Origin of the sequence: Janthinobacterium leeuwenhoeki (assembly GCF_051380795.1) — a bacterium.
In the GTDB taxonomy this organism is placed as follows: domain Bacteria; phylum Pseudomonadota; class Gammaproteobacteria; order Burkholderiales; family Burkholderiaceae_D; genus Janthinobacterium.
On sequence record NZ_JBNYXT010000010.1, the window covers coordinates 14,348 to 29,120 of the forward strand.

At 63.9% G+C, this 14,773-nt stretch carries 13 protein-coding genes and 1 tRNA gene; 12 read left to right on the forward strand and 2 right to left on the reverse strand.

Annotation, left to right across the window (positions count from 1 at the left end; all coding sequences use genetic code 11):
• Positions 1 to 9 precede the first annotated feature (9 nt).
• The 11 genes from ACQ4WS_RS10750 to ACQ4WS_RS10800 all read left to right on the forward strand — a co-directional run bounded on the left by ACQ4WS_RS10750 (position 10) and on the right by ACQ4WS_RS10800 (position 12,773).
• The gene (locus ACQ4WS_RS10750) at positions 10 to 1,296 is read left to right on the forward strand and encodes a D-amino acid dehydrogenase (protein WP_436476060.1); all 1,287 of its coding nucleotides are present in this window, start codon (positions 10 to 12) and stop codon (positions 1,294 to 1,296) included.
• A gap of 92 nt (positions 1,297 to 1,388) precedes the next feature.
• Positions 1,389 to 1,832: a YchJ family protein gene (locus tag ACQ4WS_RS10755; protein WP_436476061.1), complete on the forward strand. Its 444-nt coding sequence runs from the start codon at positions 1,389 to 1,391 to the stop codon at positions 1,830 to 1,832.
• A gap of 40 nt (positions 1,833 to 1,872) precedes the next feature.
• Positions 1,873 to 3,495 carry a carboxyl transferase domain-containing protein gene (locus tag ACQ4WS_RS10760; protein ID WP_436476062.1) on the forward strand — a complete coding sequence of 541 codons (1,623 nt, stop codon included), beginning with the start codon at positions 1,873 to 1,875 and terminating at the stop codon, positions 3,493 to 3,495.
• A gap of 22 nt (positions 3,496 to 3,517) precedes the next feature.
• Positions 3,518 to 4,306 carry an enoyl-CoA hydratase/isomerase family protein gene (locus tag ACQ4WS_RS10765; protein ID WP_436476064.1) on the forward strand — a complete coding sequence of 263 codons (789 nt, stop codon included), beginning with the start codon at positions 3,518 to 3,520 and terminating at the stop codon, positions 4,304 to 4,306.
• 45 nt (positions 4,307 to 4,351) lie between these two features.
• Positions 4,352 to 5,680: an adenosylmethionine--8-amino-7-oxononanoate transaminase gene (bioA, locus tag ACQ4WS_RS10770; protein WP_436476065.1), complete on the forward strand. Its 1,329-nt coding sequence runs from the start codon at positions 4,352 to 4,354 to the stop codon at positions 5,678 to 5,680.
• A gap of 1 nt (position 5,681) precedes the next feature.
• Positions 5,682 to 6,878 carry an 8-amino-7-oxononanoate synthase gene (bioF, locus tag ACQ4WS_RS10775; protein ID WP_436476066.1) on the forward strand — a complete coding sequence of 399 codons (1,197 nt, stop codon included), beginning with the start codon at positions 5,682 to 5,684 and terminating at the stop codon, positions 6,876 to 6,878.
• Complete coding sequence (gene bioD, locus ACQ4WS_RS10780) at positions 6,868 to 7,659, forward strand: dethiobiotin synthase (protein ID WP_436476068.1); 792 nt, start codon at positions 6,868 to 6,870, stop codon at positions 7,657 to 7,659. The genes bioF and bioD overlap by 11 nt, the downstream gene beginning before the upstream one ends.
• Before the next feature lie 32 nt (positions 7,660 to 7,691).
• The gene (bioB, locus tag ACQ4WS_RS10785; protein ID WP_436476069.1) at positions 7,692 to 8,738 is read left to right on the forward strand and encodes a biotin synthase BioB; all 1,047 of its coding nucleotides are present in this window, start codon (positions 7,692 to 7,694) and stop codon (positions 8,736 to 8,738) included.
• Positions 8,739 to 8,876: 138 nt separating this feature from the next.
• Complete coding sequence (locus tag ACQ4WS_RS10790) at positions 8,877 to 10,904, forward strand: acetyl/propionyl/methylcrotonyl-CoA carboxylase subunit alpha (RefSeq protein ID WP_436476071.1); 2,028 nt, start codon at positions 8,877 to 8,879, stop codon at positions 10,902 to 10,904.
• Positions 10,905 to 10,915: 11 nt separating this feature from the next.
• Positions 10,916 to 11,848, forward strand: coding sequence for a 2-hydroxyacid dehydrogenase (locus tag ACQ4WS_RS10795; protein WP_436476073.1), 933 nt, complete (start codon positions 10,916 to 10,918; stop codon positions 11,846 to 11,848).
• A 1-nt stretch (position 11,849) separates the two neighbouring features.
• The gene (locus ACQ4WS_RS10800) at positions 11,850 to 12,773 is read left to right on the forward strand and encodes a hydroxymethylglutaryl-CoA lyase (RefSeq protein ID WP_436476075.1); all 924 of its coding nucleotides are present in this window, start codon (positions 11,850 to 11,852) and stop codon (positions 12,771 to 12,773) included.
• Between the two features lie 169 nt (positions 12,774 to 12,942).
• On the opposite strand, the gene ACQ4WS_RS10805 is transcribed toward ACQ4WS_RS10800, so the two are convergent.
• Positions 12,943 to 13,019: transfer RNA gene (locus ACQ4WS_RS10805), tRNA-Pro, on the reverse strand.
• Between the two features lie 177 nt (positions 13,020 to 13,196).
• On the opposite strand from ACQ4WS_RS10805, the gene ACQ4WS_RS10810 reads away from it, so the two are divergent.
• A complete protein-coding gene (locus ACQ4WS_RS10810) occupies positions 13,197 to 13,826 on the forward strand; it encodes a hypothetical protein (RefSeq protein WP_436476077.1) in 630 nt (209 codons plus the stop codon).
• Between the two features lie 38 nt (positions 13,827 to 13,864).
• On the opposite strand, the gene rsmI is transcribed toward ACQ4WS_RS10810, so the two are convergent.
• A complete protein-coding gene (gene rsmI, locus ACQ4WS_RS10815; protein WP_166446200.1) occupies positions 13,865 to 14,773 on the reverse strand; it encodes a 16S rRNA (cytidine(1402)-2'-O)-methyltransferase in 909 nt (302 codons plus the stop codon).

Consider the following 14,773-nt stretch of genomic DNA (forward strand, 5'->3'; position numbering starts at 1 on the left):
TCTTCCCGAATGCTCCCGCACCATGGGAGCGCAACGCAGCGAGGCAACATGCAGCAACAAGTCATCATCATCGGCGGCGGCGTCGTCGGTCTGACATCGGCCTGGTGGCTGGCCGAGGCCGGCTACAAGGTCACCTTACTGGAACGTAATGAACAAGTGGCGATCGCCGCCAGCTACCGCAATGGCGGCCAGCTCAGCTATCGCTATGTGGCACCGCTGGCGGACGCGGGCGTGCCCTTCAAAGCCCTGCAATGGCTGTTGCAGAAAGATGGCCCGCTGCGCTTCCGGCCCGAAGCGGACTGGCGCCAGTGGCGCTGGATGGCCAGTTTCCTGCGCAATTGTAATGCTGCCAGCAATGCCCGCACGACGGCCAAGCTGCTGCAACTGGGCGAATGGAGCCGCGCCGGCATGGCGCAGCTGGAGTTGAGCGTACCACCGGAAGCGTATGCCTGGCGTGACGCGGGCAAGCTCATCGTCTACCGTTCGCCCGCCATCTTTCAGCGGGCCGTGGCCCGGCCCGAGTCGGAAGAAGCGCGCATCGTCCTGTCGCCTCTTGAAGCCTTACAGCGCGAACCGGCGCTGGCCGCCCTGCAGGGTGCCCTTGCGGGCGGCATCTTCACGGAAGGCGAAGCGGTGGCCGATTGCCACGCCTTTTGCCTGGCCCTGGAAGCGCGCTTGCTGCAGCACCCGAATTGTTCGCTCATATTAAAAGGCGAGGCGCGCCGCCTCGTCACGCACAAGGGCAAGATCACGGGCGTCGACACCAGCCTGGGCCTGTTGCAGGCAGATCACTATGTGCTGGCGGCGGGCATCCAGAGCCGCGACCTGGCCGCCACGGCGGGCATTTACCTACCCCTGTACCCGCTGAAAGGCTACAGCCTGACGGCGCCCATCCGCGCACAGCACCGGGCGCCCGAGATCAGCATCACGGATTTCGAGCGCAAGGTGCTGTATGCTCGCATCGGTGGCGACCTGCGCGTGGCCGCCATGGTCGACATGGTGGGCGCCGACAACAGCATAGCCTGGAACCGCATCGCCGGCCTGACGCGCCTGGCGCGCGAAGCCATGCCGCACGGCGCCGATTACGACCAGGCCACGGCCTGGGCCGGCCTGCGCCCCGCCACACCGAACAGCGCGCCGCTGGTGGGCGCCAGCAAAGTTGGCAATCTGTGGCTCAACGTGGGCCATGGCCCGCTGGGCTTTACCTTTGCCGCCGGCACGGCGCGCATCCTGGCCGACCTCATGGCGGGCAAGGCGCCGCCGTTCGCGCTGGACTTCCTCAGCCCGAAAAAGTAGCAGGCCAAGGCGGCACGCACGCGGCGCTGCCGATATGGCGGATAATTGCGGAACTTTCCTGTTCCGTCTTTTCCGTTCCTTATTGCCAGCGCATGCCCACACCCTCGACATCTGCCGCCTGCCCCTGTGGCGGCGCCTCCTACGCCAGTTGCTGCGGCCCGTATATCGCGGGCGACGTCTTGCCGCCCACGGCCGAAACCCTGATGCGTTCGCGCTACACGGCGTTTACCTTGCGCGATGAAGCGTATCTGCGCGCCACCTGGCACGCCAGCACCCGTCCTACCGACGCTTTATTTGCGGAAGAAGAAAAAGTCCACTGGCTGGGACTTGAGGTAAAATCTGCTTTACGTTTACGTCAACGTAAAGCAGTATCAGCAGATCAAGCCGAAGAGATACACCGCGACAGCGTGGAATTCGTGGCCCGCTACAAGGTCAATGGCCGCGCGCACCGCCTGCATGAAGTGAGCCGCTTCGTGCGCGAAGCAGGCGAGGGTGGCATGCGCTGGTTTTATCTCGACGGCAGTTTTCCCGAATAGCGCGACCCGAGAGACCGGGCGATCATAAAAAGGAACCGCAATGCCGCACATCGAAAGCAAACTCAATCCGCGCAGTGAAGATTTCAAGGCCAATGCTGCGGCCATGCAAGCCATCGTCGACGATTTGCGCGACAAGGTCGAGAAAATCGCTGCCGGCGGCGGCGAGGCGGCTGCCGCCAAGCACCTGGCGCGCGGAAAACTGCTGCCGCGCGATCGCGTGCAAATGCTGCTCGATCCCGGCACGCCCTTCCTCGAGTTTTCCCAGATGGCGGCCTACGCCATGTACCAGGACGCCAAGGGCGTCGATGCGGCGCCTTCCGCCGGCATCATCACGGGCATTGGCCGCGTCTCGGGCCAGGAATGCGTCATCGTCTGCAACGACGCCACCGTCAAGGGCGGTACCTACTACCCGATGACGGTGAAAAAGCATTTGCGCGCCCAGGAAATCGCCGACCAGAACAACCTGCCCTGTATCTACCTGGTCGACTCGGGCGGCGCCAACCTGCCGAACCAGGACGACGTCTTCCCCGACCGCGACCATTTCGGCCGCATCTTCTACAACCAGGCGAACCTGTCGGCCAAGGGCATCCCGCAGATCGCCGTCGTGATGGGCTCTTGCACGGCCGGCGGCGCGTATGTGCCGGCCATGAGCGACGAATCGATCATCGTCAAGGAGCAGGGCACGATTTTCCTCGGTGGCCCGCCGCTGGTGAAAGCGGCCACCGGCGAAGTGGTGACGGCCGAAGACCTGGGTGGCGGCGACGTGCACACGCGTTTGTCCGGCGTGGTCGACCACCTGGCGCAGAACGATCTGCATGCGCTGTCGCTGGCGCGCACCATCGTCTCGAACCTGAACCGCACCAAGCCGCAGCAGATGGCACTGCGCGAGTCCGTGGAACCCAAATACCCGACGCAGGAACTGTACGGCGTGATCCCCGTCGATACGCGCAAGCCCTTCGATGTGAGGGAGGTGATCGCGCGCATCGTCGACGGCAGCGATTTCGACGAGTTCAAGGCCCGCTACGGCACCACCCTGATCTGCGGCTTCGCGCATATCTATGGCGTAAAAGTCGGCATCATCGCCAATAACGGCATCTTGTTCTCCGAATCGGCCCTGAAAGGCACGCATTTCATCGAATTGTGCTGCCAGCGCAAGATCCCGCTCGTCTTCCTGCAAAATATCACCGGCTTCATGGTGGGCCGCAAGTACGAAAACGAAGGCATCGCCCGCAATGGCGCCAAGATGGTCACGGCCGTGGCCACCGCGGCCGTGCCGAAATTCACCGTCATCATCGGCGGCAGCTTCGGCGCCGGCAATTACGGCATGTGCGGCCGCGCGTTTTCCCCGCGTTTCATGTGGATGTGGCCGAATGCGCGCATCTCCGTTATGGGCGGCGACCAGGCCGCTTCCGTGCTGGCGACCGTCAAGCGCGACGGCATCGAGGGCAAGGGCGGCGAGTGGAGCGCGGACGAGGAAGCCGCCTTCAAGCAGCCGATCAAGGAGCAATACGAACACCAGGGCCACCCGTACTACGCCACCGCGCGCCTGTGGGACGATGGCGTGATCGACCCGGCCGATACCCGCATGGTGCTGGGCCTGGGCCTGTCGGCGGCGCTCAACGCCGAAATCCCGGACACGAAGTTCGGCGTGTTTCGTATGTAACCGGCATGTGAGGGAGAAGAGCATGGAATTTGAAACCTTAAAGCTGGTCATCGAGGGCAATGTCGCCAGCGTGACCCTGAACCGTCCCGACGTGCGCAACGCCTTCAACGAGACGACGATCGCCGAACTGACGCGCGCTTTCGAGGGCCTGGGACGCAGCGACATGGTGCGCGCCATCGTGCTGGCGGCGAATGGCGCCGCCTTTTGCGCCGGTGCGGACTTGAACTGGATGAAGAAGATGGCAGGCTACACGCATGCCGAAAACCAGGCCGACGCGCTGCAGCTGGCGCAGATGCTGCGCACGATTTACCTGTGTCCCAAGCCCGTGGTGGCGAAGATCCAGGGCGATTGCTATGCGGGCGGCATGGGCCTGGTCGCCGCATGCGATATCATTCTGGTTGCGGAAGACGTGCATTTCTGCCTGAGCGAAGTGCGCCTGGGACTGATCCCGGCCACTATTTCACCGTATGTCATCAAGGCCATGGGCGAAAACGCGGCACGCCGCTATTTCCTGACTGCGGAGCGATTCTCTGCCCAGGAAGCGCTACGCATCGGCTTTGCCCACGAGGTAGTCGCTGGCGACGCACTGGACGCGAAAACCGCCGAGGTGCTGAAAGCGCTGACGGGCAACAGCCCGCACGCGGTGGCGCAAGCGAAAACGCTGGTGCGCGAGATCGTTGGCCAGCCGGTTGACGATGCGCTGCTGGCGGACACCGCCGAGCGCATCGCGCAAATCCGCGCCTCGGAGCAGGGGCGCGAAGGCGTGCAATCGTTCCTCGACAAGCGCAAGCCGAGTTGGCTCATGGGCTAGCTAATAGTCCAAAGCTCATGGACTAAGAATATCATTGGAGCAGTTTTGAAAGCAGAAAAACAATCGGGCTGGGTCGAACGCAGTCTGCGCAGCGTGTGGCACCCTTGCACACAGATGCAGCACCACGAGACGGTCCCTTTGATCCCCGTCAGCCACGGCCGCGGCGCCTGGCTGTATGACCACGAAGGCCGACGCTACCTGGATGCCATCAGCTCCTGGTGGGTGAACCTGTTCGGCCACGCCAATCCGCGCATCAATGCGGAGCTGAAGGATCAGCTGGACCGCCTGGAACACGCGATGCTGGCCGGTTTCACGCATGAACCGGTGATCGAACTGTCGGAGAAACTCTCCGCGCTCACCAACGGCGTGCTCGGTCACAGCTTTTACGCGTCCGATGGGGCGTCCGCCGTGGAAATCGCCCTGAAAATGAGTTTTCACGCCTGGCGCAACAGCGGCAAGAGTGAAAAACAGGAATTCGTCTGCCTGAAAGGCAGCTACCACGGCGAAACCATCGGCGCGCTGGCCGTCACCGATGTCGCCCTGTTCAAGGATGCCTACGGCCCCTTGCTGCGCGCCACGCAGACGGTGATGTCGCCCGACTTTCGCCAGGCGGCCGAGGGCGAGTGCGCCGAGGACGTGGCGCGCCGCGCCGCCGCCGACGTGGAGCGCCTGTTCCAGGAAAAAGCCGACAAGATCGCCGCCATCATCATCGAGCCGCTGGTGCAGTGCGCCACCGGCATGGCCATGCACGACCCGTTATACCTGTCGCTGGTACGCGCCCTGTGCGACCGCTATCAAGTCCATTTGATCCTCGATGAAATCGCCGTCGGCTGCGGGCGCACGGGCACCTTCTTTGCGTGCGAACAGGCCGGTATCTGGCCCGATTTCGTCTGCCTGTCGAAAGGCATCAGCGGCGGCTATCTGCCACTGTCCCTGGTGATGACGCGCGAAGACATCTATCAGGCGTTCTACAGCACCGACGTACGCCGCGGCTTCCTGCATTCGCACTCGTACACGGGCAACCCGCTGGCCTGCCGCGCGGCACTGGCGACCCTGTCGATTTTCGAGGAAGACGATGTGCTGGTGGCCAACCGCGCGCGCGCAGACAAGATCACACGCGCCCTGGCGCCGCTGGCGCAGCACGAGCGCGTAAAACACTTCCGCCAGCAGGGCATGATCTGGGCCTTCGATGCGGTGGATGCAGCGCCCGATTTTTCGCGCCGCTTCTTCAGCACGGCGCTGGAACACGAACTCCTGATGCGCCCCATCGGTTCCACCGTCTACCTGATGCCGCCGTACATTCTCGACGACGACGAGATCGCGGGCCTGGGCCAGCAGACCCTGGCCGTCTTCAATCATGTGATCGGAGCCTGAGATGGAACTGATCGCGCGATTGAAACAGCAGCTGCAAGGACTGGAAGAGCGTAGCCTGATCCGCCGCCGCCGCACCGTCGATACCCCATGCGCGCCACGCCTGACGGTCGATGGCCGTGACATGCTGGCCTTTTGCAGCAATGACTACCTGGGCCTGGCGTCGCATCCGCGCATCGTGGCTGCGCTGAAAGAGGGCGCAGACCTGTATGGCGCCGGCAGCGGCGCCTCGCACCTGATCAGTGGCCACAGCCGCGCCCACGCGCAGCTGGAAGAGCAGCTGGCGACTTTCGTCGGCGCCAACCTGGAACAGGCGCGCGCCCTGTATTTTTGTACCGGTTACATGGCGAATTTAGCTGTGCTGACCGCGCTGTCGGCGGGCGATGCGGAGAGCGAGATTTTTTCGGAAGCGCTGAACCACGCCTCACTGATCGACGGCACGCGCCTGGCCCGCGTCAAAACGCGCGTGTATCCGCACGCCGACCTCGATGCCTTGGCGGCCCTGCTGGCGGCCAGCACGGCACAAACGAAAATCGTCGTCACCGACAGCGTCTTCAGCATGGATGGCGACCTGGCGCCGCTGCCTGCGCTGCTGGCCCTGTGCGAACAACATGGCTCCTGGCTGGTGATCGACGACGCGCACGGCTTCGGCGCGCTGGGCGAGAACGGCCGCGGCGCGCTGGAACACTTCGACCTGCATTCGCCGCACCTGGTGTATGTGGGCACACTGGGGAAATCGGCCGGCGTGGGCGGCGCCTTTGTTTGCGCGCACGAGGCCGTCATCGACACCCTGATCCAGAAGGCGCGCCCCTACATCTTCACCACGGCCGCCGCGCCCGCGCTGGCGCATGCGCTGCTGGCCAGCCTGGACATCATCGCCGGTGAAGAAGGAAAACAACGCCGGATGCATCTGGCGGCGCTGGTGGCGCAATGGAACGACGGCTTGCAGCTGCAGCACTGGCAAGCCTTGCCGTCGCTGTCCGCCATCCAGCCTGTCATCATTGGCGAGAACGCGGACATGCTGGACATCGCCGCCACCCTGTACCAGCAGGGCCTGTGGGTCGGCGCCATCCGCCCGCCCACCGTGCCAGTCGGTACGGCGCGCCTGCGCGTCACCCTGTCGGCCGGCCATACGGCGCAGGAAGTGGCGCAATTGATCAACGCAGTCAACACCCTGGAAAGGAATCGCCATGAGCCTTGATGATCCTGTCGTGGCGGAAGTGCTGGCGGACCTGGCGCCGGCCGTGCAGCCGGCACCGGCCATTGCCGGCCTGCCGTCGCGCTTTGCCTGTTTCGTCACCGGTACCGACACGGAAATCGGCAAGACCTTGACGTCGTCGGCCCTGCTGCATGCGCTGGTCGCGCGCGGCGTGCGTGCCTGCGGCATGAAGCCTGTCGCCGCCGGCGCCGAGATGCGCGACGGCGAACTGCATAATGAAGACGCCGACAGCCTGATCGCCGCCGGCAACGTCAGCATGCTGCGCAACCTGACAACACCCTACATGCTGAAGGAGCCGGCCGCACCGCACATCGCCGCCGCACTCGAAGGCGTGAGCATCGAATCGGTGCCGATTCTGGCCGCCTACCTGGAAATCGCCGCCGCCTCGGACGCCGTCGTGGTCGAAGGCGTGGGCGGATTCCGCGTGCCGCTGTCGCCCGGTTTCGACTCGGCCGACCTGGCGCAGCAGCTCGATTTGCCCGTGATCCTCGTGGTCGGCATGCGCCTGGGCTGCATCAGCCAGGCCTTGCTGACGCTGGAAGCCATCGAAGCGCGCGGCCTGACCGTCATTGGCTGGGTGGCCAACACCCTGGAAGTGGAAATGCGCTTCCTCGACGAAAATATCGATGCGCTGATCGAGCGCATCCCGGCGCCGCTGCTGGGCAAGGTGCCGCGCCTGGCGCAACCGAGCGCGGAAGCGGCGGCGGCGTATCTCGATTTCACCGGCTTGCCCAACTGGCCGGCGCAGCATCCCAACAATTAAACGTCTCCAAAAAATAGAAGCGAAGGAATCACATGTCTCACGTCCAAGAAGCAGCAAAAACCGTCGAACTGCACCGCCCTGCGGCGCGCATCACCGTGCCGGAAGCGGCCACCTGGCCCGTCGCCGACGTGCTGGCCCTGTTCGACCTGCCTTTCAATGACCTGATGTTCAAGGCCCAGCAAACGCACCGCATCAACTTCCCCGATGGCGACGTGGAACTGGCGACCCTGCTGTCGATCAAGACGGGTGGCTGCGAGGAAGACTGCGGCTATTGCCCGCAGGCGGCCCGCTACGACACGGGCGTGGAAGCGAAAAAAATCCTCGACATCGACACGGTGCTCGACGCAGCACGCCAGGCGAAAGCCAATGGCGCCACGCGATTCTGCATGGGTGCCGCCTGGCGCAGCCCGAAAGAGCGCGACATGGAAAAAGTCGAAGAGATGGTGACCAAGGTCAAGGCGCTGGGCCTGGAAACCTGCGCTACTTTGGGCATGCTGGAAGAGGGACAAGCGGACCGCCTGAAAGACGCGGGCCTCGATTTCTACAACCATAACCTCGATACGGCGCCCGAGTTTTACGACAACGTCATCTCCACGCGCGAATACCAGGACCGTCTGGACACTTTGGGCCGCGTGCGCGAAGCGGGCTTGAAAGTATGCTGCGGCGGCATCGTCGGCATGGGCGAAACGCGCTTGCAGCGCGCGGGACTGATCGCCCAGCTGGCAAACCTGAATCCGTATCCGGAATCGGTGCCCGTCAACCACCTGGTGCAGGTGGAAGGCACGCCTTTGTATGGCCTGGAAGCGCTGGATCCGTTCGAATTCGTGCGCACGATTGCCGTCGCCCGCATCACCATGCCAAAAGCGCGCGTGCGTTTGTCCGCCGGCCGCCGCCAGATGGGCGAAGCCGTGCAAGCCATGTGCTTCCTGGCTGGCGCCAATTCCATCTTCTACGGCGACAAGCTGCTCACCACCGACAACCCGGAAGCGGAAGACGACCGCGTCTTGCTGGGCAAACTGGGCCTGCAGACGCGTGGCGCCATGCTGGACTCGGTGCAGAAAGAGAAGTGCGGCTGCTGATGAAAGCCTTGTCGGGTTACGCCGTGCCGGCTAACCCGACCTACGAATGCCGCCTCACCAATGCGTAAGTCGACACGCCAGCACACAACGTCCATGACAAGAGACAGCTGCCCCTTTTTGAGAGAATAGAGAGAGACCATGTTCACTAAAATCCTGATCGCCAACCGCGGCGAAATCGCTTGCAGAGTCGCCGCCACCGCGCGCCGCATGGGCATCCAGACCGTCGCCGTGTACTCGGAAGCGGACGCCAACGCCAAGCACGTCGCCGTGTGCGACGAAGCCGTCCTGATCGGCCCCGCGCCGGCCAAGGAAAGCTATCTGTGCGGCGACAAGATCATCGCCGTGGCGCTGGCGACAGGCGCGCAGGCGATCCACCCCGGCTATGGCTTCCTCTCCGAAAACGCCGATTTCGCCGACGCCTGCACGCAAGCGGGACTGGTCTTCATCGGCCCGCCGGCGTCCGCCATGCGCGCCATGGGCTCCAAGTCGGCCGCCAAGTCGCTGATGGAAAAAGCGAATGTACCGCTGGTGCCCGGCTACCATGGCGAGAATCAGGATGCGGACTTTTTGCACACGCAAGCCGACAAGATCGGCTATCCCGTGCTGCTGAAGGCCTCGGCCGGCGGCGGCGGCAAGGGCATGCGCGTCATCGACAACAGCGCCGACTTCAAGGCCGCGCTGGCCTCGTGCAAGCGTGAAGCGATCAGCTCTTTCGGCGACGACAAGGTGCTGGCGGAAAAATACCTGTCGCGCCCGCGGCATATCGAAATCCAGGTGTTTGCCGACACCCTGGGCAACTGCATCTACCTGTTCGAGCGAGATTGCTCGGTACAGCGCCGTCATCAAAAGGTGCTGGAAGAAGCGCCGGCGCCGGGCATGCCGTCTGACCGCCGCGCCGCCATGGGCGAAGCGGCCGTTGCCGCCGCCAAGGCCGTCGGTTACGTGGGCGCGGGCACGGTGGAATTCATCGCCAACCAGGATGGCTCGTTCTACTTCATGGAAATGAACACGCGTCTGCAGGTGGAGCATCCGGTGACGGAAATGATCACCGGCACCGACCTGGTGGAGTGGCAGTTGCGCGTCGCCTTTGGCGAGCCGCTGCCGAAAAAACAGAACGAATTGACCATCCACGGCCACGCCATCGAGGCACGCATCTATGCGGAAAATCCGGAAAAGGGCTTTTTGCCGTCGATCGGCACGCTGCGCCACATGCAGTCGCCATCGGCCGTGACGTTCGAACTGGGTGGCACGCTGGTTCCGGCGGCCGTGCGCATCGATTCGGGCGTGCGCGAGGGCGATGCGATTTCACCATTCTACGACCCGATGATCGCCAAGCTGATCGTGTGGGGCGCGGACCGCCGCGAAGCGCTGGCGCGCATGGCGCAGGCGCTGGCCGAGTACCAGATCGTCGGGCTGGCCAGCAATATCGCCTTTTTGAAACGCCTGGTCGAAGGCCAGGCATTCTCCAGCGCCGACCTCGATACGGGTTTGATCGAGCGCAATCAAGACACGCTGTTCCCCGCCCTGCAGGCGGCGCCCGATACTGCCCTGGCGCTGGCGTCCGTCGCCCTGCTGCTGGAAGAAAAAGCGGCGGCCGAAACGCAATCGGCCAATCGCGCTGACCCGTGGGGCAATGCCCTGGGCTGGCGTCTGAACAGCACCCTGGGACGCAGCCTGGCGTTCGCCGATGAATTTGCGCTGGCCGGCGACAGCAAGAGCTACACCGCACGCATCGCCTACAAGACGGATGGATGGCTGTTCAACGGCCAGCCCCTCACCCTGACGGCGCGCAAAGGCAACGAGCTGCACATCAAGCTCGGCGAGCGTGCCGTGCACGGCACGGTGCTGCGCGACGGCGAGCAGTTCCACGTATTCAGCGGCGGCTTGCACACCACACTGCATTACAGCGACCCGATGGCGCATGCGGGTGAAGTGGAGGCGGAAGGCGGCCGCCTGACGGCGCCGATGCCGGGCAAGGTCGTCGCCGTGCTGGTGAACAAAGGCCAGGACGTCAAGAAGGGCGAGCCGCTGGTCATCATGGAAGCGATGAAGATGGAGCACACGATCGCCGCGCCGCACGACGGCCTGGTGGAAGACGTGCTGTATGCCGTCGGCGACCAGGTGGCCGATGGCGCGCCGCTGCTGGCCTTCAAGGCCGCCGCATAGAGGCGGCCACGATGCGCATCCTTTTACAACGGTCGGATGGCAAGGAAGCGGCGTGGATCAGCGACTTCCGCGACTTGCTGCCCGAGGCCGAAATTGCCTTCTGGCGCGAAGGTGACACGTTCGCGCCGTGCGACTACGCCGTCGTGTGGCAGCCGCCAGCGGCCATGCTGCCGGCATTGCGCGAAGTCAAAGCCATTTTCAACACGGGTGCCGGCGTGGACGCGCTCCTGAAATTCGGCGAGGCGTTACCCGACCACGTGCCGCTGGTGCGCCTGGACGACGCGGGCATGGGCGTGCAGATGGCCGAATATGTGAGCCACGCCGTGCTGCGCCACTTCCGCCGCTTCGACGATTACGAAGCTCAGGGCCGCTCCGGCATCTGGCAGCCGCTGCCCGCCTTCGACAAGGCGGATTTCCCCGTCGGCGTGCTGGGCATGGGCGTGCTGGGCACCCGCGTGCTGGGCGCGCTGGCGCAGTTTGAATTCCCGCTGCGTGGCTGGAGCCGCAGCCGCAAGCACCTCGCTGGCGTGCAGTGCTTCGCAGGCGAAGAGGGGCTCGAAGAATTCTTGCGCGGCACGCGCGTGCTGGTGTGCATGCTGCCGCTCACGCCCGAGACGCACAACCTGCTCGACCGCACGCGCCTGTCCATGCTGCTGCCGGGCGCCTATGTCATCAACGTGGCGCGCGGCGCGCATCTCGCCGAACCGGATCTGCTGACCCTGATCCGCTCCGGGCATATCGCCGGAGCGACACTCGACGTGTTCCGCAACGAGCCGCTGCCGCAGCAGCACCCGTTCTGGCAAGAACCGCGCATCACCATCACGCCGCATATTTCGGCCGCCACCCTGCGCCGCGAAAGCGTGGCGCAAATCGCCGCCAAGATGCGCCGCCTGCAAGCCGGAGACTCTGTCGCCGGCATCGTCAACCGTTTGCAAGGATATTGAAATGAATGCTCAAGCCAGTTTGCCGAAACAGGTCACGATCGTCGAAGTGGGCCCACGCGATGGCCTGCAAAACGAGAAGGACACCATCAGCGCCGCCGTCAAGATCGAGCTGGTCGACCGCCTGACCCTGGCGGGCTTCGCCAATATCGAGGCGGCATCCTTCGTCTCGCCAAAATGGGTGCCGCAGATGGCCACCAGCGCGGAAGTGATGGAAAAGATCGCGCGCCGCGCCGGTACCATTTATTCCGCCCTGACGCCGAACATGCAGGGTTTCGATGCCGCGCTGGCGGCGAAGGCCGATGAAGTGGTGATCTTCGGCTCCGCCTCCGAGGCGTTCTCGCAAAAGAACATCAACTGCTCGATCGCCGAATCGATTGCCCGCTTCGAGGGCGTAGCCAAGGCGGCCAAGGAACACGGCCTGCGCCTGCGCGGCAGCATCAGCTGCGCCTTCGGCTGCCCCTACCAGGGGGAAGTGCCGCTCGACGCCGTGGCCGACGTAGTGGGCCGCATGCGCGACCTCGGTTGCGACGAGATCGACATCGCCGACACCATCGGCGTGGCCACGCCGCGCAAAACGCAGGCGGTGATGCAGCGCGCCATCGCAGCCTTCCACGTGGGCGGCTTGTCCGGCCACTTCCACGACACCTATGGACAGGCGCTGGCGAACATCTACGCCAGCCTGGAAACGGGTATCGCGATCTATCACTCGTCCGTCTCCGGCCTGGGCGGCTGCCCCTACGCCAAGGGCGCCACCGGCAATGTGGCCACCGAAGACGTGCTGTACATGATGCAGGGACTGGGCATCGCCACCGGCATCGACCTGGACCTGGTGGTCGATGCGGGCCAGTTCATCTCGCAGCAGCTGGGACGCAAGGGTTCCAGCAGGGCTGGCAACGCCATCGCGGCGAAACGGGCCGCGGCGTAGGTCGGATTAGCGTGGCGACGCCACGCGTAATCCGACAACAGTGTTTGCCATGACCCTGGTGGTGTCGGATTACGCGCTTGCGCGCTAATCCGACCTACCCGACCGGCGTGAACCGTACAGACGAAAAAAAACCCAAGAGCCTGAACTCTTGGGTTTTTTTCTACAAATTTGGTCGGAGTACAAGGATTCGAACCTTGGACCCCCTGGTCCCAAACCAGGTGCGCTACCGGGCTGCGCCACACTCCGAAGACCAAGATAATACAGGCCGTATCGCCTTCGGTCAAGGGTCAGGTGAAACTCTCTGTAAATTATTTACGGGCGGCACTGGAACCCCTGTATTTTCAGCATGCATGAAATATGCGACACTCACTACGCAAGTTTTCCCGATCAGACATGAAGGCGACGACGGCAATGAATTTCAGTATGGAAAGAAGCGACGGCGGCCAGCCCATGCCGAAGGGCCCCGGCATCGTGCTGGGCATTGCCGTGTCCTTGCTGCTGCATGGCGCCTTGATCTATCTGTGGCGCCATGTGCAGCCGACCGTGCAGATGGACACGGCGCCGCGCGTGGAGTCGGTCGCCGTGTGGATACGTCCGCTGGCCGCCAAGCCGCCCCCGCCGCCCGTCGAAGTCGTCAAGCCGAAACGCGAACCCAAGCCCATCAGCAAGCCAAAGCTTGCCGCTACCCGGGAAACGCCGGCGGCGGCCATGGCGCCGGCGGCCAGCCCGCAAGCCATCACGGTCGTACCGGCGTCACCGGCCACGCCGGCAGCCAGTCCCGACACCTTCAGGCAAGAAACCCCGGAAACACCGAAATTCGATATGGAGGCGGCCAGGAGGACGGCGCGCAAGATGGCCGGCGAGCGCGATCCCTCCAAGGTGGGCACGGCCGTGGGGCAAATCCCCGACAAGCCGTTGCAAACGGAAACCCAGCTGGCGCGCGACATCGCACAAGGCAAGCGCGGCGATTGCCGCACCGCCTATTCAGGCGCAGGCTTGCTGGCGCCCGTGCTGATGTTACTCGACAAGAAGGATAGCGGCTGCAAGTGGTAATAATTTAACAATACACCCAGTTGGGCAGGACGGAGAAATTATTCCTGCCCCTTCAACTGCAACGCCCGTTCATACAGGGCGTTTTTCTTGCGCCCCGTGATCTGCGCCGTCAAATTCGCCGCCTGCTTGACGCTGCATTCGGCCAATAAAATGTTCAGGATGCGTTCCGCTTCCACGTCTTCCGCGTCCTGCGCTTCCGTGGCGCCTTCGAGCAGGACGACGAATTCTCCCTTTTCGCGGTGCGCGTCGGCACGGATCCAGCTTTCCGCCTCGGACAGGGGGCAGCGGTGGATTTCCTCGAACATTTTCGTCAGCTCGCGCGCGAACACCACCTGGCGCGTGGGCTCGAACGCTTCCACCAGGGCCGTGGCGCAATCGAGGATGCGGTGCGGCGCTTCATAAAACACCATCGTCGCCGTCACGCCGCGCAGGCTGTGCAGCATGTTTTCACGCTGCTTGGCCTTGGCCGGCAAGAAACCGACAAAATAAAACTGGTCATTCAACAGGCCGCTGGCTGAAATGGCCGTGATCGCCGCCGACGGGCCGGGCAGGGGCAGCACGCGCAAGCCGGCCGCGCGCACGGCGTCGACGATGCGCGCGCCCGGGTCGGACACGGCTGGCGTGCCCGCATCGGAAACGAGGGCGATGCGCTCGCCGGCGTGCAAGCGGGCGATCAGGGTTTGCGCCACTTCGCGTTCGTTATGTTGATGTGCCGCAATCAATGGCTTGTTCAGGCCAAAGCGCGTCAGCAGGTGCGCCGTGTTGCGCGTATCTTCACAGGCGACGGCGTCGGCAAGGCTCAGCAAATGCAGCGCGCGCAGGCTGATATCGGTCACATTGCCGATCGGCGTGGCCACTATATACAATGTTGCGATAGGATAGACCTGGTGCGCCGCCTCTGTCATGATGGGCAGGCTGGCGATGGAACTGATTTCTTGTACGGTCAT